The 24764-nt window shown below is 61.4% G+C and carries 24 protein-coding genes; 13 read left to right on the forward strand and 11 right to left on the reverse strand.

Features of this window, described 5'->3' with window-relative positions:
* Nucleotides 1-60: 60 nt before the first annotated feature.
* Nucleotides 61-2547 carry a circularly permuted type 2 ATP-grasp protein gene (locus M2497_RS03625; RefSeq protein ID WP_248485871.1) on the forward strand — a complete coding sequence of 829 codons (2487 nt, stop codon included), beginning with the start codon at nucleotides 61-63 and terminating at the stop codon, nucleotides 2545-2547.
* On the forward strand, nucleotides 2547-3437 hold the full coding sequence (locus M2497_RS03630) for a transglutaminase family protein (protein WP_248485872.1): 891 nt from the start codon (nucleotides 2547-2549) through the stop codon (nucleotides 3435-3437). Before M2497_RS03625 ends, M2497_RS03630 begins: the two co-directional genes overlap by 1 nt.
* A gap of 46 nt (nucleotides 3438-3483) precedes the next feature.
* Here the strand turns inward: M2497_RS03630 and M2497_RS03635 are convergent, their stop codons facing one another.
* Nucleotides 3484-3666, reverse strand: a complete 183-nt coding sequence (locus M2497_RS03635; protein WP_071491659.1) for a hypothetical protein — start codon at nucleotides 3664-3666, stop codon at nucleotides 3484-3486.
* 332 nt (nucleotides 3667-3998) lie between these two features.
* On the opposite strand from M2497_RS03635, the gene azu reads away from it, so the two are divergent.
* Nucleotides 3999-4445, forward strand: coding sequence for an azurin (gene azu, locus M2497_RS03640; protein WP_071491658.1), 447 nt, complete (start codon nucleotides 3999-4001; stop codon nucleotides 4443-4445).
* 114 nt (nucleotides 4446-4559) lie between these two features.
* On the opposite strand, the gene nadE is transcribed toward azu, so the two are convergent.
* The 3 genes from nadE to M2497_RS03655 form a co-directional block, all read right to left on the reverse strand.
* On the reverse strand, nucleotides 4560-5387 hold the full coding sequence (gene nadE / locus M2497_RS03645) for an ammonia-dependent NAD(+) synthetase (RefSeq protein WP_248485873.1): 828 nt from the start codon (nucleotides 5385-5387) through the stop codon (nucleotides 4560-4562).
* Between the two features lie 3 nt (nucleotides 5388-5390).
* Nucleotides 5391-6605, reverse strand: a complete 1215-nt coding sequence (pncB, locus tag M2497_RS03650) for a nicotinate phosphoribosyltransferase (RefSeq protein ID WP_058423444.1) — start codon at nucleotides 6603-6605, stop codon at nucleotides 5391-5393.
* Between the two features lie 103 nt (nucleotides 6606-6708).
* Nucleotides 6709-7605: a LysR family transcriptional regulator gene (locus tag M2497_RS03655; protein ID WP_248485874.1), complete on the reverse strand. Its 897-nt coding sequence runs from the start codon at nucleotides 7603-7605 to the stop codon at nucleotides 6709-6711.
* A gap of 153 nt (nucleotides 7606-7758) precedes the next feature.
* Here M2497_RS03655 and M2497_RS03660 point away from each other — a divergent pair, with 153 nt between their 5' ends.
* The 9 genes from M2497_RS03660 to M2497_RS03700 all read left to right on the forward strand — a co-directional run bounded on the left by M2497_RS03660 (nucleotide 7759) and on the right by M2497_RS03700 (nucleotide 18791).
* Nucleotides 7759-9249 (forward strand): aldehyde dehydrogenase family protein, encoded by a 1491-nt coding sequence (locus M2497_RS03660; protein ID WP_248485875.1) that lies wholly within the window; start codon nucleotides 7759-7761, stop codon nucleotides 9247-9249.
* Between the two features lie 157 nt (nucleotides 9250-9406).
* Nucleotides 9407-10690 carry an FAD-binding oxidoreductase gene (locus M2497_RS03665; RefSeq protein ID WP_248485876.1) on the forward strand — a complete coding sequence of 428 codons (1284 nt, stop codon included), beginning with the start codon at nucleotides 9407-9409 and terminating at the stop codon, nucleotides 10688-10690.
* A gap of 374 nt (nucleotides 10691-11064) precedes the next feature.
* Entirely contained in the window at nucleotides 11065-12201 is a 1137-nt protein-coding gene (locus M2497_RS03670; protein ID WP_248485877.1) for a branched-chain amino acid ABC transporter substrate-binding protein, read from the forward strand.
* Between the two features lie 202 nt (nucleotides 12202-12403).
* Entirely contained in the window at nucleotides 12404-13318 is a 915-nt protein-coding gene (locus M2497_RS03675) for a branched-chain amino acid ABC transporter permease LivH (protein WP_248485878.1), read from the forward strand.
* 2 nt (nucleotides 13319-13320) lie between these two features.
* A complete protein-coding gene (gene livM, locus M2497_RS03680; protein ID WP_058423438.1) occupies nucleotides 13321-14598 on the forward strand; it encodes a high-affinity branched-chain amino acid ABC transporter permease LivM in 1278 nt (425 codons plus the stop codon).
* Nucleotides 14595-15470, forward strand: coding sequence for an ATP-binding cassette domain-containing protein (locus tag M2497_RS03685; RefSeq protein ID WP_071497226.1), 876 nt, complete (start codon nucleotides 14595-14597; stop codon nucleotides 15468-15470). Before livM ends, M2497_RS03685 begins: the two co-directional genes overlap by 4 nt.
* Entirely contained in the window at nucleotides 15467-16183 is a 717-nt protein-coding gene (locus M2497_RS03690; protein WP_058423436.1) for an ABC transporter ATP-binding protein, read from the forward strand. Before M2497_RS03685 ends, M2497_RS03690 begins: the two co-directional genes overlap by 4 nt.
* Before the next feature lie 740 nt (nucleotides 16184-16923).
* Nucleotides 16924-17688: an SDR family oxidoreductase gene (locus tag M2497_RS03695; protein ID WP_058423435.1), complete on the forward strand. Its 765-nt coding sequence runs from the start codon at nucleotides 16924-16926 to the stop codon at nucleotides 17686-17688.
* Between the two features lie 197 nt (nucleotides 17689-17885).
* Nucleotides 17886-18791, forward strand: coding sequence for a cation diffusion facilitator family transporter (locus M2497_RS03700; protein WP_248485879.1), 906 nt, complete (start codon nucleotides 17886-17888; stop codon nucleotides 18789-18791).
* Here M2497_RS03700 and M2497_RS03705 read toward each other — a convergent pair.
* The 5 genes from M2497_RS03705 to ureE form a co-directional block, all read right to left on the reverse strand.
* Nucleotides 18763-19881: an AGE family epimerase/isomerase gene (locus M2497_RS03705; RefSeq protein WP_248485880.1), complete on the reverse strand. Its 1119-nt coding sequence runs from the start codon at nucleotides 19879-19881 to the stop codon at nucleotides 18763-18765. The genes M2497_RS03700 and M2497_RS03705 overlap by 29 nt on opposite strands.
* A 148-nt stretch (nucleotides 19882-20029) precedes the next feature.
* Entirely contained in the window at nucleotides 20030-20602 is a 573-nt protein-coding gene (locus M2497_RS03710; protein ID WP_248485881.1) for a HupE/UreJ family protein, read from the reverse strand.
* 22 nt (nucleotides 20603-20624) lie between these two features.
* Nucleotides 20625-21239, reverse strand: coding sequence for an urease accessory protein UreG (gene ureG / locus M2497_RS03715; RefSeq protein ID WP_071491647.1), 615 nt, complete (start codon nucleotides 21237-21239; stop codon nucleotides 20625-20627).
* A 12-nt stretch (nucleotides 21240-21251) separates the two neighbouring features.
* Nucleotides 21252-21926 (reverse strand): urease accessory protein UreF, encoded by a 675-nt coding sequence (locus tag M2497_RS03720; protein ID WP_248485882.1) that lies wholly within the window; start codon nucleotides 21924-21926, stop codon nucleotides 21252-21254.
* On the reverse strand, nucleotides 21923-22423 hold the full coding sequence (gene ureE / locus M2497_RS03725) for an urease accessory protein UreE (RefSeq protein WP_034105644.1): 501 nt from the start codon (nucleotides 22421-22423) through the stop codon (nucleotides 21923-21925). Before ureE ends, M2497_RS03720 begins: the two co-directional genes overlap by 4 nt.
* Before the next feature lie 277 nt (nucleotides 22424-22700).
* On the opposite strand from ureE, the gene M2497_RS03730 reads away from it, so the two are divergent.
* The gene (locus M2497_RS03730) at nucleotides 22701-23198 is read left to right on the forward strand and encodes a C40 family peptidase (RefSeq protein ID WP_248485883.1); all 498 of its coding nucleotides are present in this window, start codon (nucleotides 22701-22703) and stop codon (nucleotides 23196-23198) included.
* 5 nt (nucleotides 23199-23203) lie between these two features.
* Here M2497_RS03730 and M2497_RS03735 read toward each other — a convergent pair whose 3' ends face one another.
* Complete coding sequence (locus tag M2497_RS03735) at nucleotides 23204-23836, reverse strand: TetR family transcriptional regulator (RefSeq protein ID WP_058423535.1); 633 nt, start codon at nucleotides 23834-23836, stop codon at nucleotides 23204-23206.
* A gap of 153 nt (nucleotides 23837-23989) precedes the next feature.
* Nucleotides 23990-24442 (reverse strand): hypothetical protein, encoded by a 453-nt coding sequence (locus M2497_RS03740; protein ID WP_248485884.1) that lies wholly within the window; start codon nucleotides 24440-24442, stop codon nucleotides 23990-23992.
* Nucleotides 24443-24764 lie beyond the last annotated feature (322 nt).

Below are 24764 nucleotides of genomic sequence, written 5' to 3' on the forward strand. Positions count from 1 at the left end.
CACAGTAGATTGCAGTGAATTTGAGTTAATCTGAGCCCCCTTGCCCCTGCCGAGCGTTCCATGTCCGACTTGCTCGACCGTTACCCGCTGACCGCGGGCACTTATCACGAACTGCTGGACGACAGCGGCGCAGTGCGTGCCCATTGGCAGCGCCTGCTCGACCACCTGCAACGCAGCACGCCCGCACAACTGGCCCAGCGCCAGGCGCTGCTGACCCGGCAGATCCAGGAAAACGGCGTGACCTACAATGTCTACGCCGACCCCAAGGGCGCCGACCGCCCCTGGGAATTGGACCTGCTGCCCCATGTGCTGGCCGCCGATGAATGGCAGCACCTGTCCGCCGGTATCGCCCAGCGTGCACGCTTGCTCAATGCCGTGCTTGCCGACCTGTACGGTCCGCAACGCCTGATCAAGGAAGGCTTGCTGCCGGCCGAGTTGGTGTTCGGGCATAACAATTTCCTGTGGCCGTGCCAGGGTATCCAGCCGCCGGACGGTGCCTTTTTGCACCTGTACGCCGTGGACCTTGCGCGCACGCCAGATGGCCGCTGGTGGGTCACCGCCGACCGGACCCAGGCGCCGTCTGGCGCCGGTTACGCGTTGGAAAACCGCACCATCGTGTCCCGTGCCTTTCCGGATCTGTACCGCGACTTGCAGGTGCAGCACCTCACCGGTTTCTTCCGCACTTTGCAGGAAACCCTGGCCCGCCAGGCGCCGGGTGACGACCAGCCGCCGCTGATCGTGCTGCTCACCCCGGGCCGGTTCAACGAAAGCTATTTCGAGCACCTCTACCTCGCCCGCCAACTCGGCTACCCGCTGGTGGAAGGTGGCGACCTCACCGTGCGTGACAGCACGGTGTTCCTGAAAACCCTCAGTGGGCTGCGCCGGGTGCACGCGATCATGCGCCGCCTGGATGATGACTTCTGCGACCCGCTGGAACTGCGCACCGACTCGGCCCTCGGTGTGCCCGGCCTGCTCGATGCGGTACGGCAAGGCAACGTGCTGGTGGCCAATGCCCTGGGCAGCGGTGTGCTGGAATCCCCCGGCTTGCTGGGCTTCCTGCCGAAGATCAACGAGTTCCTGTTTGGCGAAGCACTGATCCTGCCGTCCATCGCCACCTGGTGGTGCGGTGAAGCGCCGGTACTGGCCGAGGCGCTGGAGAAACTGCCGGAGCTGCTGATCAAGCCTGCGTTTCCGTCGCAGAGTTTCACCCCGGTATTTGGCCGCGACCTGGACGACGCACAGCGCCAGGCCCTGGCCGAGCGCATGCGTGCGCGGCCCTACGCGTACGTCGCCCAGGAGCTGGCGCAGCTGTCCCAGGCGCCGGTGTGGCACACCGTCGATGACCACCTGCAACACCGTGCCATCGGCATGCGGGTGTACGCCGTGGCCAGCGATGAGGGCTATCGCGTGTTGCCCGGCGGCCTGACACGAGTGGCCGCCGAAGCCGATGCCGAAGTGGTGTCGATGCAACGCGGTGGTGCCAGTAAAGACACCTGGGTGCTCGGCGAGCGCGCTTCCGGTGGTGAACATTGGCGTGCACAGCGCGCAATCGGCGCCCATGACCTGGTGCGCCGCGATCCTTACCTGCCGTCCCGTGTGGTGGAAAACCTGTTCTGGTTCGGTCGTTATTGCGAGCGCTGTGATGACAGTGCGCGCTGGCTGCGCATCGTGCTGGCGCGTTATGTGGACGGTGACGATCCGCTGGCCTTGCAGGCTGCCGTCGAGCTGGGCGAGAACCTGCGTTTGCTGCCGGAAGAGGGCGAGTTGCCGGAACGCCTGCTGGCGGCGTTGCTCGGTGACGACTGGCCCTCAAGCCTGCGCGCCAACCTGCAACGCTTGCAGTGGGCGGCGTCCCAGGTGCGCGGCAAGCTGTCCCGGGAGAACTGGCAGGCCCTGGTGGAGCTGCAACGTGAAGCCCTGGAGCTGGAAAGCGAGTCACCGGATTTTGGCGAGTTGCTGGACTTTCTCAACCGCCTGGTAATGTCCCTGGCGGCGCTGTCCGGGTTCGCCCTGGACGACATGACCCGCGACGAAGGCTGGCGCTTCCTGATGATGGGCCGGCGCATCGAGCGCCTGCAATTCCTCAGCAGCAGCCTGGCGGCATTCCTGCGCGGTGTGGCCGTGTTCGATCAGGCCGGGTTGGAGTGGTTGTTGGAATTGGGCAACAGCAGCATCACCTATCGCTCGCGCTACCTGGCGGTGCCGCAGTTGATCCCGGTGCTTGATTTGTTGCTGCTGGATGAACAGAACCCCCATGCGGTGCTGTTCCAGCTCAAACTGGTGAGCCGCACCCTGCGCCGTCTCAACGATGACTTTGGCGTGCCGCGTGAAACCGGCCTTGGCCCGTTGGTGGAGCGCCTGGCGCGCTTCGACCTGGGCTGCCTGGAGAACCCGCTGTTCGGCGAATCCAGCGTGCGTGCCGCGCTGGACGGCCTGGCCGACCTGCTGCAAGCGGTGGCCGATGAGAGTGGGCAAGTGTCGGATCGCCTGGCCTTGCGCCATTTTGCCCATGTGGATGATGTCAGCCAGCAAACGGTGTCAGTGTGATGAGTGCGCGCTACCAGATTTTCCACGATACCCATTACCACTACGACAGCCCGGTGTCACTGGCCCAGCAGCTGGCGCACCTGTGGCCACGGCCGTGCGCCTGGCAGCGCTGCAGCTCGCAGCAACTGGATATCAGCCCGCAGCCGTCGTCGCGCCGCGATGAGCTGGACGTGTTCGGCAACCCGATCACCCGCCTGGCATTCGAGCGGCCCCATGACGAACTGCTGGTCAATGCCGGGCTGACCGTGGAAGTGCTGGCGCGGCCGGTGCTGGATTTCCAGCAATCGCCGGCCTGGGACCAGACCCGCGACCGCCTGACTTACAGCAGCCAGCCGATGCCAGGCGAGTTGATCGAAGCCTGCCGCTATCGTTTCGAATCGCCCTACGTGCACCTGAAGAAAACCTTCGTCCAGTTCTCCGAAAGCTGTTTCCCGCCTGGCGCGCCTTTGCTGCTGGGCGTGCAGGCGTTGATGGAAAAAATCTTCAGCGAATTCACCTTCGATGCCGAAGCCACCCAGGTCGCCACGCCGCTGGTGGAAGTGCTGGAGCGCCGTCGCGGCGTGTGCCAGGACTTCGCCCACCTGATGCTCGCCTGCCTGCGCTCCCGCGGCCTGGCAGCGCGCTATATCAGCGGCTATCTGCTGACCCAGCCACCGCCCGGCCAGCCACGGCTGATCGGCGCCGATGCGTCCCATGCGTGGGTCTCGGTGTATTGCCCGGTTTCAGGCTGGGTGGACTTTGATCCGACGAACAATGTGCAGCCGGCACTGGAGCACATCACCCTGGCCTGGGGCCGGGACTTTTCCGATGTGTCGCCGTTGCGGGGGGTGATTCTGGGGGGAGGGAGCCATGACCCGGAGGTGCGGGTGACGGTGATGCCGCTGGAATGATGGTTGATTGTGCCGAGCCGGAGCAGCCGGCTCAGCACAAAGGAAATTATTCAGCCGGATCTTTTGGTGTTTCGCTCTCGTCGCTCGTTACTTCAGCATCTGCATCCGGGTTCAGTGCGCCGGCCTCTTCGTCTGCAGCGGCTTTCTTGCGTTGCAGTTTTTCCTCTTTCTTCTGTTCCTTGGCCAAGTCTCTCTGACGTTTGGCGAAGGAGTAATTAGGTTTGGCCATGGGCGATCCTCTAGGGTCGAAGGTGAGGGTGGCGGCGCGCAGCTGCCTTGGGCTGCCATGGTAGCAGCTTAGCACCGCGCTTGGCCTTCACTTACCGCAGGCGTAGGCGGCCAGCAGGCCGTTGAACAGTTGATTGAGGTGCATGGCTCGGACTCCAGTGGGTGATGGGCCGATCATAATCAGCGTGCGGCACTTTGGCTGGTTGATTGTGTCGATAAGTCTGATAGCCTAAAGTTGTATACAATCTGTTGATTCAGGTCATAAGAATTTCTGCCTGCTTCAGGCACCCTTGTCGCATTACGCGTTTTTTAAACCCTGCCTTGGAGATTCACATGTTTGCCAAACTCGTTGCTGTTTCCCTGCTGACTCTGGCGAGCGGCCAGTTGCTTGCTGCAGAGTGCAAGGTCACTGTCGACTCCACCGACCAAATGTCCTTCAACACCAAAGCCATCGAAATCGACAAGAGCTGCAAGACATTCACCGTCGAGCTGACGCACTCTGGCAACCTGCCGAAAAACGTCATGGGCCATAACTGGGTGCTGACCAGCGCCGCCGACATGCAGCCGGTTGCCACTGACGGCATGGCCGCCGGTATCGACAAGAACTACCTGAAAGACGGCGACACCCGCATCATCGCCCACACCAAAATCATCGGTGCCGGCGAGAAAGACTCGGTGACCTTCGACGTGTCGAAGCTGGCCGCCGGGACTGACTACGCGTTCTTCTGCTCGTTCCCAGGCCACATCTCGATGATGAAAGGCACTGTGACCGTCAAGTAACACCGCATCATCGTTCATCGGGGGCAAGTCGAATCGTCGCACCGCCCCTCCCACATTTGGATGTGTTCACAAATCAAAGTGTGGGAGGGGGCTTGCCCCCGATGGCGTCCTACCTCACGGCGCAAATGGCATGACCCGCTTGTGCTCCGTCTTGCGATACGTCTCGCAGATAATCCTGAACGCTTCCTCACGTACCGGCTCGCCGTGCAGGAACGCATCGATCTCCGCGTAGGTCACGCCATGTGACGCTTCGTCCGGCTTGCCCGGCGACAGGTCTTCCAGGTCCGCAGTAGGCACTTTTTCCACCAGCGACTCCGGCGCCCCAAAGTGCCGCGCAATCGCACGCACCTGGTTCTTCACCAGCCCGCTCAACGGTGCCAGGTCGCACGCGCCGTCACCGAACTTGGTGAAAAAGCCCATCACCGCTTCCGCCGCATGGTCGGTGCCGATCACCAGGCCACCGGCTGCGCCGGCGATGGTGTACTGCGCCACCATGCGCATGCGCGCCTTGGTATTGCCCAGCACGAAATCGCGGGACACCGCCGCCTTGCCTTCAAATGCCGCGACCTCACTGGCCAGGGCTTTGACCGCCGGGCCAATGTTCACGGTGTGGCGCTCGTCCGGCTCGATAAAGTCCACCGAGGCCGTGGCGTCGATTTCGTCGAACTGGGTTTCGTAAGGCAGGCGCACGGCGATAAAGCGGTAAGCCTCATCACCCGTGCTTTCACGCAGTTCCTTCATTGCACGTTGGGCCAAGAGGCCGGCGGTCAGGGAGTCGACGCCACCGCTGATGCCCAGCACCAGCGCCTTGAGCCCGGACTTGCGCAGGCAATCCTGGATAAACGCCACGCGGCGGGCAACCTCGGCCTCAAGGGCGGCCTGGTCGTTGAACGGCGCTTGGACCTTGAGCTGCTGCGCAATCTCACGCTGTACGGCTTGCATGATTCACTCCTTGCTTGGTAGGGCAGGTACTTTGAAAACGTGACGCAAATAGGCGACGAAATTCGGGTCGGTGCAGTGGGTCTTGCCCGCTTCATCGGAGATCTTTGCGACGGGCTGGCCATTGCAGGCCGTCATTTTAAGTACGATGCTCATCGGCTCGACACCCGGAATGTCACAGGTCAGGTTGGTGCCGATGCCAAAGCTCACATTGATCCGACCACGCAGCGCGCGGAATATTTCCAGGGCCTTGGGCAGCGAGAGGCTGTCGGAGAACACCAGGGTTTTGCTCATCGGTTCGATGCCGAGCTTGTGGTAGTGGGCGATGGCTTTTTCCGCCCACTGCACCGGGTCACCGGAGTCATGGCGCAGGCCGTCGAACAGCTTGGCGAAGTACAAGTCGAAGTCGCCGAGGAACGCGTCGGTGGTGATGCAGTCGGTCAGCGCAATGCCCAGCAGGCCACGGTATTCGCGGACCCAGCAGTCCAGCGCGGCGATCTGGCTGTCGATCAGGCGTGGGCCGAGTTGCTGGTGGGCCATGATCCATTCGTGGGCCATGGTGCCCAGCGGCTTCATGTCGAACTCGCGGGCCAGGTGTACGTTGCTGGTGCCGACAAAGCGCCCGGGGAAGTCATGCTTGAGCACGCTGACCACTTCTTCCTGCACGCGGTACGAGAAGCGCCGGCGCGTGCCGAAGTCGGCCACTTGCAGCTCGGACAGCTCGTCGCTGCTGGCGTTGGCGGTCAGCCAGTCGAACTTGCGGTACAGCTGTTCGCGGGCCTGTTCGAGGATCACCGTCTGGTAGCGATAGCGATTACGCACTTCGCTGACGATGGCCAGCATCGGCACTTCAAACAGAATCACATGCAGCCACGGCCCGCGCAGGCGGATGAACAGCTCGCCGTTCTCGATGCCGGTCTGCACGTAGCGCAGGTTGAAGCGGAACAGCCCAAGGAAACGCAAAAAGTCCGGCTTCATGAAGCTGATACGCTCCAGGAAGCCCAGTTGATCGGGGCTCAGGCTCAATTCGGCGAGGCGCTCGATCTGATAGCGGATCTCCGCCAGGTACGGGCGCAGGTCTTCGCTGTTACGGCAACGGAACTCCCATTCAACTTCCACATTGGGGTAGTTGTGCAGCACCGCCTGCATCATGGTCAGCTTGTAGAAGTCGGTGTCGAGCAAGTTCTGCACGATGCGATCGGCAAACACACTCTCGCTCATAACGGGAATCTCCAGACGGGACGGCGATGGGCGCCGACCTTTACGCACAATTAAGAAAGGGGACTAGTGGCGCATAGACGTGGGTCGGTTTGCCAGTGTTTTTTCAGTCGGCATCTAGCTGCTCCATCATCCACTTCACAAAATCACGCACTTTGGGCACCTCCGCCGAATGCTCCGGGTAGGCCAGGTAATAGGCGTCCTGGCTCGGCATCGCATGTTGCCAGGGGATCACCAGTTTGCCCTCGGCCAGTTCCTCTGCCACCAGGAAGCGCGGCAGCAAGGCTACGCCGCAGCCCACCTGCGCCGCCCGAATGCACATATAGAAGGTATCGAAACGTGGCCCGTGGTAGCTGTGTTCGGTCTGGTAACCCTGGCTGGCGAACCAGTCATGCCAGCCCTGGGGGCGCGAGGCGTTTTGCAGCAGCACCAGGTCGCTGAGTTGCGTGGGGTCGGTGAAGGGCCGCGCCGGCAGGCTTTCCGGTGCGCACACCGGCACCAGTTCTTCGCTGAACAGCTTCAGGCTCTCGGTGCCAGGGCGTGAACCCTGGCCGAAATAGAAGGCCATGTCGGCCTTGCCTTGCAGCAGCTCGTCCGGCTCCTGCTCGTTGCACAGGTCCAGGTGGATCTGCGGGTGACGCAGCCGCCAGCCCTTGAGGCGCGGCACCAGCCAGCGCGCGCCGAAGGTGTAGGGCGTGGACACGCGCAGTACTTCGGTCTCGCCGCCGTAGGAACGCAGGTAGTGGGTGGACATCTCCACCTGGGTGAGGATCTTGCGCACTTCCACCAGGTACAGGTCGCCTGCCGGAGTCATCTGCAAACGGCGGCGCACCCGGCGAAACAGCAGGTGTTGCAGCAATTCTTCCAACTGCGCCACCTGTTTGCTCACGGCGCTCTGGGTGAGATTCAGCTCCTCGGCGGCGCGGGTAAAGCTCAGGTGGCGGGTGGCGGCTTCGAAGCACTGTAAGGCGGTGATCGAGGGCAAATGTCTTTTGTTCAGCACGGCGTGCCTCTTTTTATGCTTTGCATGAATAAACGGAATGATATCTCGCCTAATCGTCGTTTGTTGGCAAGTCTTGGGCCAGCTACAAATAAGGCCTGGATCGCCGTGTGTGTGACGGTGCGAATTTTCTGTTTGAAATTGAAGGAGTGACCCATGGTTGCCGCATTGCTTGATCGTCTCGGGGTAAACCCGGCGTTGTACCAGTCGGGTAAACAACCTGTGCATTCGCCGATCGATGGCAGCCGTATCGGCAGTGTGCACTGGGAAGGCGCCGCCGAGGTGGAGCAACAGGTCAGTCGCGCCGAGCATGCATTCGAAGCCTGGCGCAAAGTGCCCGCGCCGCGCCGTGGCGAACTGGTGCGCCAATTTGGCGATGTGTTGCGTGAATACAAGACCGACCTGGGCGAGCTGGTGTCCTGGGAAGCCGGCAAGATCACCCAGGAAGGCCTGGGCGAAGTGCAGGAAATGATCGACATCTGCGACTTCGCCGTCGGCCTGTCGCGCCAATTGTACGGCTTGACCATCGCCTCCGAGCGCCCGGGCCACCATATGCGTGAAACCTGGCACCCGCTGGGCGTGGTCGGCGTGATCAGTGCCTTCAACTTCCCGGTGGCGGTGTGGGCGTGGAACACCGCCCTGGCGCTGGTATGCGGCAACGCGGTGATCTGGAAACCGTCGGAAAAGACCCCGCTCACCGCCCTGGCGTGCCAGGCGCTGTTCGAGCGTGTACTGAAAAAATTCGACGGCGCCCCGGAGTACCTGAGCCAGGTGATCATCGGCGGCCGCGACGCCGGTGCCGCGCTGGTGGACGACCCGCGCGTCGCCCTGATCAGCGCCACCGGCAGCACCCGCATGGGCCGCGAAGTGGCGCCGAAAGTCGCCGCACGGTTCGCCCGCAGCATCCTGGAGCTGGGCGGCAACAACGCGATGATCCTCGGCCCAAGCGCCGACCTGGACATGGCCGTGCGCGCCATCCTGTTCAGCGCCGTTGGCACTGCCGGTCAGCGCTGCACCACCTTGCGTCGGCTGATCGCCCATGAATCGGTCAAGGAAGAAATCGTCACCCGCCTCAAGGCGGCCTATTCCAAGGTGCGCATCGGCCACCCGCTGGAAGGCAACCTGATCGGCCCGCTGATCGACAAGCACGGCTTCGACAACATGCAGGACGCGCTAGAGCAGGCCCTGAGCGAAGGCGGCAAGGTGTTCGGCGGCAAGCGCCAACTGGAAGACACATTCCCGAATGCCTACTACGTGTCGCCGGCGATTGTGGAAATGCCCGAGCAAAGCGATGTGGTGTGCACCGAGACCTTCGCGCCGATTCTCTACGTGGTCGGCTACACCGACTTCGCCGAGGCCCTGCGCCTGAACAACGCCGTGCCCCAAGGTTTGTCGTCGTGCATCTTCACCACCGACGTGCGTGAAGCCGAGCAGTTCATGTCGGCGGTGGGCAGCGACTGCGGTATCGCCAACGTCAACATCGGCCCGAGCGGCGCGGAAATCGGCGGCGCGTTCGGTGGGGAGAAAGAGACCGGTGGCGGGCGTGAGTCGGGTTCGGATGCGTGGCGCGGGTACATGCGTCGGCAGACCAATACTGTCAATTACTCGCTTGAGCTGCCATTGGCACAAGGCATTACATTCGACTGATTCTGCTGGCTGGAATGAGATCAAAATGTGGGAGGGGGCTTGCCCCCGATAGCGGTGGATCAGCTGTACATCTGTTGGCTGACACATCGCCATCGGGGGAAAGCCCCCGCCCACATTTGACCGAGCTGTTTGTTAGGTTTCATCACGGAGTCTGGCAATGCCATTACGCGAAACATGTTTATGGGAACACCTCACCCCCAGCCGTCCGGATCGCGCTGGGCTCAACGGCGAGGTCAAGGTGGACGTGTGTGTGATCGGCGCCGGGATCACCGGTCTGTCGGCGGCCATTCATTTGCTGGAACAGGGTAAAAGCGTGGCCGTGCTGGAGGCGCATCGCACTGGCCATGGCGGTTCGGGGCGCAACGTGGGGCTGGTCAACGCCGGGTTGTGGATCCCGCCGGACGAGATCGAAGCCGGTTTCGGCGAGGCGGTGGGCAGCCAGCTCAACCGCATGCTGGGCGCGGCACCCTCGCTGGTGTTCAGCCTGATCGACAAATACAACATCGATTGCCAATTGCGCCGTGAGGGCACCTTGCACATGGCGCACAACGCCCGTGGCGAGGCGGACCTGCGCAGTCGTGAAGAACAGTGGAAGCGCCGTGGCGCACCGGTGGAACTGCTCACCGGCCAGGCCTGCGAGCAGGCCACGGGTACTAAAAAAATCGCCGCCGCCTTGCTGGACCGGCGTGCCGGCACTCTGAACCCGATGGCCTACACCAGTGGCCTGGCCAGTGCTGCCGCCGGGCTGGGCGGGCAGTTGTTCGATCATTCGCCGGTCACTCAACTTGAGCGCCAAGGTGCGCAGTGGTCGGTGCAGACCGCCCAGGGCTCAGTGCAGGCTGCACAGGTGGTCATCGCCTCCAACGCCTACACAGAAGGTGAGTGGACTGAACTGCGGCGCAATTTTTTCCCCGGTTATTACTACCAGGTCGCATCGGCCCCGCTGACGGACGCCGCCGCCGAACAGATTTTGCCCGGCGGCCAGGGCTCCTGGGATACACGCCAGGTCTTGAGCAGCATCCGCCGCGACGCCGACGGCCGCCTGTTGCTCGGCAGCCTGGGCAACGGCAACCAGAAACCCACCTGGTTCCTCAAAGCGTGGGCCGATCGGGTGCAGCAGCATTACTTCCCGCACCTCAAATCGGTGCAGTGGGAATACACCTGGACCGGCTGCATCGCCTTTACCCCGGACCATTTGATGCGCCTGTTCGAGCCCGCCCCGGGCATTGTGGCCGTAACGGGCTATAACGGCCGTGGCGTGACCACTGGCAGTGTGGTCGGCAAGGCGTTTGCCGACTATTTGTGTCACCAGAATCCCCAGGCCTTGCCGATTCCCTTTGCGCCGATGCAACCGTTGTCGGCAGTCGGGTTACGCAGCTGTCTTTATGAGGCGGGTTTCTCGCTGTATCACGCCGGCCAATGCCTGAGGATCGTGATCTGATCAGCGAAATACCGCTCAAAAGCCTGCATTTTCTTAGCAGGCTACTAATCTGTATTGGTGCAAGTCGTAGCAGTCGCGCACTGTAAATGTGCAGTTCCGTTACGCCGGCTGTTACAGCTGTAGGAACTGTCGTTTATAGGTTTGGTTGCAGGTGCGACCTGCCGAGGTTGTACTTTTTCGATCCATTGGTTGCACCTCTGGACGCTAGAGGGTTGCACGTACTGGCGAACGGAGCCGAAACGCCTGCAATAACAATGACACCGTGTCTTTTTGAAGAATAAAAACCTAATGGCACGCGCTTTGCTCTGGGCTTTCAGTGAAAAGTTTGAACGCAAGTTGTCGTGCCAAAAATCAAAAATATCGGAGCACCACTCATGTCCCAGACGTTTTACAAGAAAGGTTTTCTGGCCCTCGCCGTTGCAGCGGCACTGGGTGTTTCTACGTTTGTTCAAGCTGATGTGAAGATTGGCGTGGCGGGCCCTATGACGGGTGCCAACGCGGCTTTCGGTGAGCAGTACATGAAAGGTGCCCAGGCGGCAGCCGATGTGATCAACAAGGCCGGTGGCATCAACGGCGAGAAAATCGTGCTGGTGGCCGGCGACGACGCCTGCGAACCCAAGCAGGCTGTAGCCGTGGCCAACCGCCTGGCGGACCAGGACAAAGTGATCGGCGTGGTGGGGCACTTCTGCTCCTCCAACACCATCCCGGCGTCCGAGGTGTATGACGAAGCCGGCATCATCGCAATCACCCCAGGCTCCACCAACCCACAGGTGACCGAACGCGGCCTGGGCGCCATGTTCCGGATGTGCGGGCGTGACGACCAGCAAGGCATCGTGGCCGGCGACTACATCGTCGATGTGCTCAAGGGCAAGAAAGTCGCGGTCATCAACGACAAGGACACCTACGGCAAAGGCCTGGCCGACGCCACCGCTGCCCAGTTGACCAAGCGCGGCGTCAAGCCGGTGCTGGAAGAAGGCCTGACCCGTGGCGAGAAAGACTTCAGCGCCCTGGTCACCAAGATCCGCTCCACCGGTGCCGACGTCGTGTACTTCGGCGGCCTGCACCCGGAAGCCGGCCCACTGGTTCGCCAGATCCGTGAAGCGGGTCTGAAAGACGTGAAGTTCATGTCCGATGACGGCGTGGTCACCGACGAACTGGTTGCCACCGCTGGCGGTAAGCAATATGTCGACGGCGTGTACATGACCTTCGGCGCCGACCCGCGCCTGCTGCCGGACAGCAAGGCGGTGGTGGAAGAGTTCCGCAAGAACGGCACCGAGCCTGAAGGCTATACCCTGTACGCCTACGCGTCGCTCCAGGCCCTGGCCGCCGGCTTCAACGGCGCCAAGTCCAACAAGGGCGAAGACGCTGCCAAGTGGCTCAAGGCTCACCCGGTGAAAACCGTCATGGGCGAGAAAGCCTGGGATTCCAAGGGCGACCTGAAAATCTCCGACTACGTGGTTTACCAGTGGGATAAAGACGGCAAATACCATCAGTTGGAAAAGCAGAAGTAAGACTGAGCGCCGCCGTTCCAATGTGGGAGGGGGCTTGCCCTCGATAGCGCAGTGTCAGCCAACGCATGCATGACTGACGCACCGCAATCGGGGGCAAGCCCCCTCCCACAGGGGGAGTGGTGTTGTTATTGAAATCTGTTTTTTCCTCCAGAAGCGCCGCACACCTCCCGGTGTGCAGGTGCTCACCGCGTGAGATTGCGTTATGGATGGTATTTTCCTGCAGCAACTGGTCAACGGCCTGACCCTCGGGTCGGTCTATGGCCTGATCGCCATCGGCTACACAATGGTCTATGGCATCATTGGCATGATCAACTTCGCCCACGGCGAGGTTTATATGATTTCCGCTTACCTCGCGGCGATCAGTCTGGCACTGCTGGCTTACTTCGGCATCGAATCCTTCCCGCTGCTCATTCTCGGCACCTTGATCTTCACCGTGGTCGTCACCGGCGTGTACGGTTGGGTCATCGAGCGTGTCGCCTACAAACCGTTGCGCAACTCCACCCGACTGGCACCGCTGATCAGCGCCATCGGTATCTCCCTGATCCTGCAGAACTACGCGCAGATCGCCCAGGGCGCGAAGCAACAAGGCATTCCCACCCTGCTGGCAGGCGCCTGGCGCGTCGATTTCGGCACAGGGTTCGTCCAGCTCACCTACACCAAGGTCTTCATCCTCGTGGCGGCGTTCGCCGGCATGGGGTTGCTCACCTACGTGATCAAGTACACCAAGCTCGGCCGCATGTGCCGCGCCACCCAGCAAGACCGCAAGATGGCCTCGATCCTCGGCATCAACACCGACCGGGTGATCTCCTATGTGTTCGTCATCGGCGCCGCCATGGCGGCATTGGCCGGCGTGCTCATCACCCTCAACTACGGCACCTTCGACTTCTATGCCGGCTTCATCATCGGCATCAAGGCGTTCACCGCGGCGGTACTCGGCGGCATCGGCTCCCTGCCTGGGGCGATGTTGGGCGGGATCATCCTCGGTATCTCCGAGTCGCTGTTCTCGGGGTTGATCAACTCTGACTACAAAGACGTGTTCAGTTTCTCCCTGCTGGTGGTGATTCTGATTTTCCGTCCCCAGGGCCTGCTTGGTCGCCCACTCGTGGCGAAGGTGTAAACATGTCTGCTGCCAAATCAATCGATATCAAGAAAAGTGTGGTCGATACGATCCTTGCCGGGCTGATTTCGCTGATCGTGTTCGGTCCGATCGTCGGCGTGGTACTCGACGGCTACAGCTTCAACCTGGAACCGGCCCGCGTCGGCCTGCTGGTGGCCATCGTGATGGTCGGCCGCTTTGCCATGAGCCTGTTCCTGCAAACCCCCAAGGGCCTGAAGATTTTGCAGGGCTTCGAGAGCAGCGGCTCCGGCGTGCATGTGCTGGCGCCGGACTACAAGTCGCGGCTGCGCTGGATCATCCCGGCACTGATCGTGATCGCCATCGTGTTCCCGATCTTCGCCAACAAGTACCTGCTCACCGTAGTGATCCTCGGCCTGATCTACGTGTTGCTCGGCCTGGGCCTCAACATCGTGGTAGGTCTGGCCGGCTTGCTCGACCTGGGTTACGTGGCGTTCTACGCCATCGGCGCCTACGGCCTGGCACTGGGTTATCAATACCTGGGCCTGGGCTTCTGGACCGTGCTGCCATTGGCGGCCATCGCGGCGGCGCTGGCGGGGTGCATACTCGGGTTCCCGGTGTTGCGAATGCACGGTGACTACCTTGCCATCGTGACCCTGGGCTTTGGTGAGATCATCCGGTTGGTGCTCAATAACTGGCTGTCGTTTACCGGTGGGCCGAATGGCATGCCGGTGCCTTCGCCGACCTTCCTCGGCCTGGAGTTCGGCAAACGGGCGAAGGATGGCGGGGTTCCGTTCCATGAGTTCTTCGGCATCGACTACAACCCCAACATCAAATTCCTGTTCATCTACATCGTGCTGTTCCTGGTGGTGCTGGCCGTGCTGTATATCAAGCATCGCCTGACCCGCATGCCGGTCGGCCGCGCCTGGGAAGCCCTGCGCGAAGATGAAATTGCCTGCCGTTCCATGGGCCTGAACCATGTGCTGGTCAAGCTCTCGGCGTTCACTATCGGTGCATCGACGGCCGGTCTGGCCGGGGTGTTCTTTGCCAGTTACCAGGGCTTCGTCAACCCCTCGTCGTTCACCTTCTTCGAGTCGGCGCTGATCCTGGCCATCGTGGTGTTGGGCGGCATGGGCTCGACGGTGGGCGTGGTTATTGCGGCGTTTGTGCTGACCGTCGCACCTGAGTTGCTGCGCAGCTTCTCCGAATACCGCGTGCTGCTGTTTGGCGTGTTGATGGTGGTGATGATGATCTGGCGACCGCGAGGTCTGATCCGCATCAGCCGTACCGGTGTGACACCACGCAAGGGGGTAGCGCCATGAGCAAGGAAGTCGTCCTCTCCGTGGAACACCTGATGATGCACTTCGGTGGCATCAAGGCCTTAAGCGATGTGAGCCTCAAGGTCGAACGCAACTCGATCTTCGCCCTGATCGGCCCCAACGGCGCCGGCAAGACCACGGTGTTCAACTGCCTCACCGGCTTCTACAAAGCCAGCGGCGGCAAGATCGAACTGAACATCCGCGGCAAGCAGACCAACGTGATCCAGTTGCTCGGCGAGCGCTTCCAGCCGACCGACTTCGTGTCACCGAAAAGCTTCTTCAGCCGTATGTACTACAAGATGTTCGGCGGCACCCATCTGGTCAACCGTGCCGGTCTGGCCCGGACGTTCCAGAACATCCGCCTGTTCAAGGAAATGTCGGTACTGGAAAACCTGCTGGTGGCCCAGCACATGTGGGTCAACCGCAACATGCTGGCGGGCATCCTCAACACCAAGGGCTACCGCAAGGCTGAAAGCGACGCCCTCGACCACGCCTTCTACTGGCTGGAAGTGGTGGACCTGGTGGACTGCGCCAACCGCCTGGCCGGTGAACTCTCCTACGGCCAGCAGCGCCGCCTGGAAATCGCCCGCGCCATGTGCACCCGGCCGCAGATCATCTGCCTGGATGAACCCGCTGCGGGCCTCAACCCCCAGGAAACCGAAGCCCTCAGCGCGATGATTCGCCTGTTGCGCGACGAACACGACCTCACGGTGGTGCTGATCGAACACGACATGGGGATGGTGATGAGTATTTCCGACCACATCGTGGTGCTCGACCACGGCAACGTGATCGCCGAGGGCGGGCCGGACGCGATTCGCAACGACCCGAAAGTGATTGCCGCCTACCTGGGCGCTGACGAAGAGGAGCTGGTATGAGCGCACCTATCCTCGAAATGAAGGACCTGGATGTGTATTACGGCCCGATCCAGGCCCTGAAGAAAGTCTCGCTGCACATCAACGAAGGTGAAACCGTCAGCCTGATCGGCTCCAACGGCGCGGGCAAGTCCACGCTGCTGATGTCGATCTTCGGCCAGCCACGGGCCGAGTCGGGGCAGATCCTCTACAACGGCGTCGACATTACCCACAAGTCGTCCCACTACATCGCCTCCAACGGCATTGCGCAGTCGCCGGAAGGGCGGCGGGTGTTCCCTGACATGACCGTCGAGGAAAACCTGCTGATGGGCACCATCCCGATTGGCGACAAGTACGCTCAGGAGGACATGCAGCGCATGTTCGAGCTGTTCCCACGGCTCAAGGAACGGCGTACGCAGCGTGCCATGACCATGTCCGGTGGTGAGCAGCAGATGCTCGCCATTGCGCGGGCACTGATGAGTCGTCCGAAGTTGTTGCTGCTGGACGAGCCGAGCCTGGGCCTGGCGCCGATTGTGGTGAAGCAGATCTTCTCGACCCTGCGCGAGCTGGCGGCCACCGGGATGACCATCTTTCTGGTGGAGCAGAACGCCAACCACGCGCTGCGCTTGTCGGACCGCGCATACGTGATGGTCAACGGCGAGATCCGCCTGACCGGCACTGGCAAGGAGCTGCTGGTCAACGAGGAAGTGCGCAACGCCTACCTCGGCGGGCACTGATCTAAATAACGACGCGGTCCCCCTGTGGGAGGAGGCTTGCCCCCTCCCACATTAAGCCGATCCACATGTATTTTTGTGGTGTGAATAGGGTTGCCGCCAAATTGTGGAAAACAAATCCAGCCCCCCTCCAAAGCGCGACATATAGCCGCCGCAAATCCCTGTTTTGTCACAGTTTTGACTTGTCCCCATCCGCTGTGGAACCGGCTGTGGGTAACGTGGGAGTAGCTGGCTGAAAGCCAACAAACACGCGGCCTGTAGCGCGGTGATTGTTTTTTGATCAGCGGGTTTTTGGGTACCGCCCGAGCCCGTTGTCAACCTGTTTAAAGACACAGGTATATGACTGGAATATGTCCCGGCAGCCTGTGGATAAGTCTGTGACTAAACTCTGGAAAGACCGCCGCAGAGGCCGGAATGACTGGCCTGGAGCCATCGTTCTGGTTTGCCGTTCGTAGAAGGGCCTACATACGCACCGGCCAAGGTCAAGCAAAAACTTTCTAAAACCGCCTGCAACCCTTGTGTATAGAGGCCTGAGGCATTTTGCACTTGCCCCCAAAGACTGTGGGCGCAGTTGTGGATAACCTGCGCGCATATGGCTGTAAGCCACGGTCTATAAGGCTTTGCTTTAAGTGGTTAAAAAGTGATCAGGCATGTGTCAACTTGTGTGCCCAGTAGTTGCCGACATCGCGGCGTACGGGCATTCTGCTGGCTGTTTTTTTCCCGATGCCCGCAAGGAGAACACCATGTCCGACACGCTGTTTATTACTGGCGCAACCTCAGGTTTTGGCGAAGCCTGCGCCCGTCGTTTTGCCGAAGCCGGCTGGAAACTGGTGCTCACCGGTCGTCGCGCCGACCGCCTGAATGCATTGGTCGAAGAGCTTTCCAAGCAGACCGAAGTGCATGGCCTGGTCGTAGACGTGCGTGACCGCAAGGGCATGGAAGACGCCATCGCCAACCTGCCGCCCTCGTTCGCCACATTGCGCGGGCTGATCAACAACGCCGGCCTGGCGGTGGGTACCGACCCTGCACCCAAGTGCAATCTCGACGATTGGGAAACTATGGTCGACACCAACATCAAGGGCCTGCTCACCACCACCAGCCTGCTGCTGCCGCGCCTGATCGCCCATGGCCGTGGCGCCGGCATCATCAACCTCGGCTCCATCGCCGGCAGCTACCCGTACCCGGGCAGCCATGTGTACGGCGGCTCCAAGGCGTTCGTGAAGCAATTCTCGCTGAACCTGCGTTGCGACCTGCAGGGCACCGGCGTGCGCGTCACCAACATCGAGCCGGGCCTGTGCGAGAGCGAGTTCTCGCTGGTGCGTTTTGGCGGTGACCAGGCGCGGTATGACGCGACTTATGCGGGGGCCGAGCCGATCCAGCCGCAGGACATTGCAGATACCATCTTCTGGGTGATGAACACACCGGCACATGTGAACATCAACCGCTTGGAGCTGATGCCCGTGAGCCAGACCTGGGCTGGGTTTGCGATTGAGCGTGGGGCCAAGTAAGGCTTTAAACCGCTTCGCTGCCATCGGGGGCAAGCCCCCTCCCACACTTGACCGAGTTCAGCATGTGAATGCGGTCGAATGTGGGAGGGGGCTTGCCCCCGATGGCGTCAGATCGGCCAAAACAGGCCATAAGGTACACTCACCTCCTGAAAACCCCTCCGCACTCTGCGGATTCAAGGTTTTTGACGGGAGGAAATGTGAGTAACCGAGGTGAGCAGGCACTGCTCAAACAATCGACCATCCTGATGTTCGCCGTGGCGATCGCCGGGATTGTCACGGGTGTGGTATCCGGCGCCCAGTCCATTCTGTTCGACGGCTTTTTCTCGCTGATCGCCACCGCCATCAAGGTGCTGATGCTGATCACGGCCAAGCTGATCGCCAAGAAAAGCAACGAGCGCTTCCAGTTTGGCTACTGGCACCTGGAGCCCATGGTGCTGCTGATCGAAGGCAGCTTCCTGTTGTTGATCGCCATCTACGCGTTCCTCAACGGCGTGTTCGGCATTATCAATGGCGGGCGCGAGATCGAGTTGGGGCTGGTGATCATCTATGCGGCGGTGTTTACCGTCGTCGAGTTCGGCTATTTCTTCTACGTGCGCTACCGCAATCGCACGCTGAGATCATCGCTGATCCAGTTCGACAACATCAGTTGGCTGGTGGACGCGATGCTCTCGGTGGGCCTGCTGATCAGCTTTCTGGCGGCCCTGCTGCTCAAGTCCCAGGGCTATGGCGAATGGGCGGTGTATGTCGACCCGTTGATCCTGATCCTGCTGGCCCTGAGCATGCTGGCGCCGGCGTTCAAGATTTTGCGCCCGGCGTTGCGTGAGGTGCTGGGGATTGCGCCGGACCACCTGGACGACAAGGTGCGCGAGGTCATGGACGCGGCACAGGCCAAACATGGTTTCGACGACTACGTGTCCTACGTGCAAAAGCACGGGCGCGCACGGTTTATCGAGATTCATGTGGTGTTGCCGGCGGATTACCCGGTGGACAACGTCGCGACCCTGGATGGGTTGCGCGAAGAGATATCCACAGGGCTCGGCACGCCGGATGCGGCGCGCTGGTTGACGATCAGCTTTACCGGAGATCGCAAGTGGATTGCATAAGGCCCTGGTAACAGGTCGCCAAGTGATACGGCGTGGTCGACGGCATATCCCGTCGGCTCACCGCGCCCTTGGCATCCAGGCATTCATGCCAGCCTTTGGCATGCAAAAAGTGCTGTTGCAGCGCCAGCAACTGGCGCTGTAACCGCGCTTCGCTGTCGGGCCGCAAGGTCAGTGCCCGCAGGTACTCGGCCTGGGCCCAGATGCGCTGGGTGCTGTCACGCACTGTGCCATCCAGCGCCAACATGCCGCTGACGGCGCCACTCTCGTTATCCACACCCTTGAGTTCGGCGTAGGCGAAGGCCCGTGTCAGGGAGGCATGCAACGGCGTACCGCGCAGTACTTCGGACGACTCCAGCAAGAAGAACCACTCGAACTGGTGCCCTGGCTCGAACCAGTTATCCACAGCACCCAGCGGTTTTTCCATCATCACGCCGTGCTGTCGGTCGATGAAGCGTTGCTGCATGGCGTGGGCCAGGTCCAGCAGGGCGTCCTGCGTGATGGCGTCTTCGCGCACGGCCAGCGTGGCGAGGAAGCCTTCGGCGAGGTGCATCAGCGGGTTTTGCAGGGGGCCGGACTTGACGGATGACCAGTTGCGTTCCAGCACCGCTTCGTACAGGCCGTCGCCTGTGGAAAACCGTTCGGCGACCACTGCCAGGGCGGCATTGAGCACCGATTCCACCAGCGGCTCACGCACCTTGGCCCAGTAATGGGCGCAGGCGAAGATGATGAACGCGTGGGTGTACAGGTCTTTGCGCTTGTCCAGCGGTCGGCCGGCGGGGTCGATGCTGTAGAACCAGCCGCCATGTTCGGCGTCGTGGAAGTGCCGTTGCAGCGAGCGGAACAACGCCGCCGCACGTTCTTCGGCAAAGGCCGCATCGGGTCCGCCGATCAGGCTGGCGAACAGGTACAACTGCCGGGCGCAGGCCATGGCGCGGTAGCGTTGCGGGGGTAATGGCCGGTGGTCGGCGTCCAGCGCCTCGTAGGGCAATGCCAGGTCGGCATTCCAGCCGGGGCCTTGCCAGAGCGGCACGATCAGGCTGTGGAAGTGCGTGAGCACGGTGTTCAAGGAGGGTTGGGAAGCGCTGGGCATTGGCTGGCGTCGTCACGGCAGGGGTGTAGGCGCGCATGGTAGCAGGCTTGGGTTCTGTGGTGTCTGGTCTAGCGCTATCGGGGGCAAGCCCCCTCCCACAAGGTGGGAGGGGGCTTGCCCCCGATGAGGCCGTCAAATACGCCGCAAATCAGCCTGCCAACAACCAGACCCCGGTCGCCGCCGAAGCCGCCCCCGCAACCCGCACCAACGGCGCCGCCGCCGCCGGCAGGAAGCGCACCACCGCGTAACCGGCAGCATGCAGCACTGCGGTCGCAGCAACAAAACCTGCCGCGTACGCCCACGGGCTGGACATGTCCGGCAGCTCCAAACCATGGGCCACGCCATGGAACAGTGCGAACAAGGCTGTCGCGCCGACCGCCACGAACAACGGCGGACGCACCGCCAGCGCGACTGCCAGGCCCAGGGCCAGCACCGACGCGGCAATCCCGCTTTCCAGCGCCGGCAACGCCAGGCCTTCAAACCCCAGCACGCCGCCGATCAGCATGGTGCCCACGAAGGTGCACGGCAGTGCCCAGCGCGCGGCGCCTTTTTGTTGGGCGGCCCACAAGCCGACGGCGACCATGGCCAACAAGTGATCGATACCGCTCAGGGGATGGCTGATGCCGGCCACCAGGCCGTTGTCGCCGTGGCCCGGGTGGGCGAAGGCCAGGGCAGGGGCCAGCAGCAGGGCGGCGGCGGTCAGCAGTTTCTTGAGGTTCATGGACAGGTTCCTTATGGGTTGATCAGGCGGCGGTCAGCAGGCCTTGGCGTTCGATGAAGGCGACGATGTCATCCAGGCCGACGCCGGTTTTCTGGTTGCTGAACACAAAGGGTTTACCGTTGCGCATGCGGGTGGTGTCGCTGTTCATCAGCTCCAGCGAGGCGCCGACCAGTGGGGCCAGGTCGATCTTGTTGATCACCAGCAGGTCGGACTTGCAGATGCCCGGGCCGCCCTTGCGCGGCAGCTTGTCGCCGGCGGACACATCGATCACGTAGATGGTCAGGTCCGACAGTTCCGGGCTGAAGGTCGCCGACAGGTTGTCGCCGCCGGATTCCACCAGGATCAGGTCCAGGCCGGGGAAGCGGCGGTTGAGCTGGTCCACGGCCTCCAGGTTGATCGAGGCGTCTTCGCGGATCGCCGTATGCGGGCAGCCGCCGGTTTCCACGCCGATGATGCGTTCCGGCGCCAGGGCCTGGTTGCGCACCAGGAAGTCGGCGTCTTCGCGGGTGTAGATGTCGTTGGTGACCACCGCTAGGTTGTAGCGATCGCGCAGCGCCAGGCACAAGGCCAGGGTCAGGGCGGTCTTGCCGGAGCCCACCGGGCCGCCGATGCCGACGCGTAGAGGTTGTGCGTTCATGTGTGTTGTCTCCTAGGAACGGAACAGGCGGCTGTATTGGCGCTCGTGGGCCATGCACGCCAGGGACAGGCCAAAGGCGGCGCTGCCGAGTTGATCAGGGTCGATGCGGCTGGCGTCCTGCTGGGCGTGTTGCAACAGCGGCAGCAGTTCGCTGGTCAGGCGTTGGGCGGCTTGCTGGCCGAGCGGCAGGGTTTTCATGAGCACCGCCAATTGGTTTTCCAGCCAGCTCCACAGCCACGCGGCGAGGGCGTCGGCGGGGCTGATATTCCAGGCGCGGGCGGCCAGGGCCCAGCCCAGGGCGAGGTGAGGTTCGGTGCACTGTTGAAGAAAGGTGCGGGCCGCGTCGTCCAACTCGGGCAGGCCATTGAGCAGTTGTTGCAGGGAGTAGCCCATCTGCCGGCTTTCCTGATACAGCTCGCGGGTTTCACGGCTGGCGCGGTGTTCTTCACCCAACTGCGCCAGTCGCGACCAATCTGCCTCCAGGGCGGCCTGGCAATGGGCGAGCAGCAACGGTGCCTCGAAACGCGCGAGGTTGAGCAGCAACTGGTCGCTGATCCAGCGGCGCGCAGTGGCCGCATCGTTGACGCGGCCGTTCTCGACGGCCATTTCCAGGCCTTGTGAATAGCTGTAGCCGCCAATCGGCAATTGCGGACTGGCCAGACGCAGCAGCGCCCAGGCTGGGTTCATAGACGCACGCCGAACTGGTGCAGCTTGGGTGGGTAGTTGAAGTCTTCATCACCATGGCGCGAATGATGATGGCCGCCGCCATAGGCACCATGCTCCGGCTGAAACGGCGCTTCGATGGTTTCCGTCTGTGCACCCAACTGTTCGAGCATGGCCTTGAGCACGTAGTCGTCGAGCAGGCGCAACCAGCCGTCACCTACTTGCAACGCCACGTGGCGATTGCCCAGGTGATAGGCCGCACGGGTCAGTTCGAATGCACTGCTGCAGGTCACGTGTAAGAGTTGTTCAGGCCGGGCGCACACGCGTACGACGCGTCCGTCTTCAGCCTGCAGAAATTCACCATCGTGCAGCGGTGGCTGGCCGCGCTCCAGGAAAAGGCCGACGTCTTCACCGTCGGCACTGAAACAGCGCAGGCGGCTTTTGCTGCGGGCTTCGAAATTCAGCAGCAACTCGGCGGCCCAGAGGGCTTGGGGGGCGATTCGGCGGTGGATCACCAGCATCAGGCAGCTTCCAGCTATGAGCGATGAAACAGCTAGAGCAAGGGGCTTGCCAACCTCGTCGAGGCGTAGGAAATGCCTGTAGGTATGCGGGGTGGCGCCACTAAATAGGGCGTGAAGACATTGCGTGTATGCGCCAAGTTGGTGCAAGAGATTGCCTGTTGCACGCGGGGTGGGCGTTTTCGGATTTTCCCTACATGGTCTGAGGAATCGGCGTTCATCAGGTTACCTGCGAGATCTTTAGCCTGTGCGTCGTGTTTTATCCACAGCGACGTTCATCATGTTCAAGTCACTTTGTTATCTATTCATTGTCAGCCTGACGTTTGTGCTTTCTCCGGCCTCCGCCAACTTGCAACACCCTGCCTCTTTCTCCGTTTCACTGAAAGAGGCATCCATCAATGATGTGATCGACCGTGCCCACCAACTGCTGGGAACGCCCTACAAATGGGGTGGCACCTCGGCGGATCAGGGCTTCGATTGCAGCAGTTTCCTGGTGTATCTGTTCAAGACCCAAGCCAATATCCAGATACCCCGCACGACGGTCGCGATGCACCGCTCCACGGCCCCGACCATCAAACGCAACGCGCTCAAGCCCGGCGATGCGGTGTTTTTCAAGGGGAATGGGCGCGGCCAGGTCAGCCATGTGGGTCTTTACATCGGCGAGGGCAAATTTATTCATTCGCCGCGTACCGGCAAGAGCATCCGCATCGATTCGTTGAGCAACAGCTACTGGAACAAGAACTACACCACGGCCAAGCGCTTCCACTCGGCGGGATGATGGCGTTACTCGGTGCTGCCCAGGCCTTGCCAGTGCTTCAAACCGATAAAGATGAAGCGCAGTTGCTGGGTGATTTTCGCCTGAGGCGTGAGGTGGTCAGGCAGGGCCTGGGCCGGCGGGTCGATGATGTCGGGCAGGGTGGCGAACACACTTTTAACGATCAGGTCAGCCATCACGTGCAAACCTTCGGCATCCAGGTGCTGCAGCTTGGGCATCAGGGTCAGGTCGGCCGCCAGGTCGCGGGTGATGTCTTCGCGCAAGGCGCCGATCGCTTGGCGCACCGCGAGGCAGCCACCGTATTGCTCACGGGCCAGGAACAGGAATTGCGAACGGTTGGCCGAGACCACATCCAGAAAGATCCGCACGGAGGCATCGATAATGCCGCCCATCACGAATTCGTTGTGGCGCACCAGACGGATCGTGGCGCGGAAGGTCTGGCCCACTTCGCTGACGAGGACGAGCCCAAGCTGGTCCATATCGGCAAAATGGCGGTAGAAACCGGTAGGCACGATGCCGGCTGTCTTCGCCACTTCCCTCAGGCTCAGGCTGCCAAACCCACGGCCACACTCCATCAGATGGCGGGCTGCGTCCATCAAGGCGAGGCGGGTCTGTTGCTTCTGTTCGGCGCGGGGCAGCATTGGCAGGCGGGCTTTGTCGGCAAGTACAGCGACGCACTCTAGCAAAACAGCTTCGCTGGCGTCGAACTTGGCGGGTAGTACTTGCGTGACAGTCTCTACAAAAAGTCAAAAGCCCGATCGGCTGATCGGGCTTTTTTCTGGGCCACCACGGGGTTAGCTCTGTGCTTGATGCAGTTCTTGCAGACGGTCAGCGCCGCCTTCGGCAATACCTTGGGTGTAGGCACGCACGTTGGCTTGTTCAGCGCCACCTTCAACCAGGCCTTTCTGTTCCAGACGATCACGGCCACCTTCGGCGACAGCGTTGCGTTCCAGCAGGCGATCAGCGCCACCTTCAACCAGACCTTTCTGTTCCAGGCGGTTGCGACCGTTTTCGGTCAGGCCTTCGGTGTAAGCGCGTTTGTTGGCGTGTTCCGAACCATTTTCAGCCACAGCGCCTTTGGCGTAGTCACGGTTTTCTTCTTCTTGCGAACCGCTGCGAGCGACGGTCTGGCTGAAATGTGCAGCGTCAGCTTTGACTTGTGGAGTGGCCTGTTCGGCAGCTGGCAGGGCAAAGGCACTGGAGGCCAGGATGGATAACAGGACGGTAGCGAGTACTTGGCGTTTCATGATGGGTTGCTCCTTGGGAGGGCGATAAAGTGGGTACAGGGCTAATGCTACTCTCGATAAGTCGATATAAAAGTTCATAAACACAATGGTAATAATCAACAGAATTGATTGTTCTAGGCGGAGGCTCTAGAACGGGCCTCTCAAGCACGCGGTTTTGCACCGGTGTGGGTATTTTCGACACGCGAGTGGGTAACAATGGTGCGGTGCCGTAGGGTAAATCTGTCGAAGTGGTCAGAAAATGAGGTTTTTCCTGGCAAATCGAGGATTGGGTTAAACCCCGCGACGGTTTGCCAGTCGTAGTCCTATAAGCTGTCCTTAAAGG

It is taken from the genome of Pseudomonas sp. CYM-20-01, from assembly GCF_023169845.1.
Classification (GTDB): Bacteria; Pseudomonadota; Gammaproteobacteria; order Pseudomonadales; family Pseudomonadaceae; genus Aquipseudomonas; species Aquipseudomonas azotoformans.

Bases quoted from the DNA above. Each gene is read 5' to 3' on its own strand.
- ureG (WP_071491647.1), bottom strand. From the start codon at position 21,239: ATGAACGCACAACCTCTACGCGTCGGCATCGGCGGCCCGGTGGGCTCC.
- M2497_RS03710 (WP_248485881.1), bottom strand. From the start codon at position 20,602: ATGAACCTCAAGAAACTGCTGACCGCCGCCGCCCTGCTGCTGGCCCCT.
- ureE (WP_034105644.1), bottom strand. From the start codon at position 22,423: ATGCTGGTGATCCACCGCCGAATCGCCCCCCAAGCCCTCTGGGCCGCC.
- azu (WP_071491658.1), top strand. From the start codon at position 3,999: ATGTTTGCCAAACTCGTTGCTGTTTCCCTGCTGACTCTGGCGAGCGGC.
- pncB (WP_058423444.1), bottom strand. From the start codon at position 6,605: ATGAGCGAGAGTGTGTTTGCCGATCGCATCGTGCAGAACTTGCTCGAC.
- livM (WP_058423438.1), top strand. From the start codon at position 13,321: ATGTCTGCTGCCAAATCAATCGATATCAAGAAAAGTGTGGTCGATACG.
- M2497_RS03740 (WP_248485884.1), bottom strand. From the start codon at position 24,442: ATGAAACGCCAAGTACTCGCTACCGTCCTGTTATCCATCCTGGCCTCC.
- M2497_RS03735 (WP_058423535.1), bottom strand. From the start codon at position 23,836: ATGCTGCCCCGCGCCGAACAGAAGCAACAGACCCGCCTCGCCTTGATG.
- M2497_RS03665 (WP_248485876.1), top strand. From the start codon at position 9,407: ATGCCATTACGCGAAACATGTTTATGGGAACACCTCACCCCCAGCCGT.
- M2497_RS03630 (WP_248485872.1), top strand. From the start codon at position 2,547: ATGAGTGCGCGCTACCAGATTTTCCACGATACCCATTACCACTACGAC.
- M2497_RS03685 (WP_071497226.1), top strand. From the start codon at position 14,595: ATGAGCAAGGAAGTCGTCCTCTCCGTGGAACACCTGATGATGCACTTC.
- M2497_RS03675 (WP_248485878.1), top strand. From the start codon at position 12,404: ATGGATGGTATTTTCCTGCAGCAACTGGTCAACGGCCTGACCCTCGGG.
- M2497_RS03690 (WP_058423436.1), top strand. From the start codon at position 15,467: ATGAGCGCACCTATCCTCGAAATGAAGGACCTGGATGTGTATTACGGC.
- M2497_RS03625 (WP_248485871.1), top strand. From the start codon at position 61: ATGTCCGACTTGCTCGACCGTTACCCGCTGACCGCGGGCACTTATCAC.
- M2497_RS03730 (WP_248485883.1), top strand. From the start codon at position 22,701: ATGTTCAAGTCACTTTGTTATCTATTCATTGTCAGCCTGACGTTTGTG.
- M2497_RS03705 (WP_248485880.1), bottom strand. From the start codon at position 19,881: ATGCCCAGCGCTTCCCAACCCTCCTTGAACACCGTGCTCACGCACTTC.
- M2497_RS03720 (WP_248485882.1), bottom strand. From the start codon at position 21,926: ATGAACCCAGCCTGGGCGCTGCTGCGTCTGGCCAGTCCGCAATTGCCG.
- M2497_RS03695 (WP_058423435.1), top strand. From the start codon at position 16,924: ATGTCCGACACGCTGTTTATTACTGGCGCAACCTCAGGTTTTGGCGAA.
- M2497_RS03660 (WP_248485875.1), top strand. From the start codon at position 7,759: ATGGTTGCCGCATTGCTTGATCGTCTCGGGGTAAACCCGGCGTTGTAC.
- nadE (WP_248485873.1), bottom strand. From the start codon at position 5,387: ATGCAAGCCGTACAGCGTGAGATTGCGCAGCAGCTCAAGGTCCAAGCG.
- M2497_RS03635 (WP_071491659.1), bottom strand. From the start codon at position 3,666: ATGGCCAAACCTAATTACTCCTTCGCCAAACGTCAGAGAGACTTGGCC.
- M2497_RS03670 (WP_248485877.1), top strand. From the start codon at position 11,065: ATGTCCCAGACGTTTTACAAGAAAGGTTTTCTGGCCCTCGCCGTTGCA.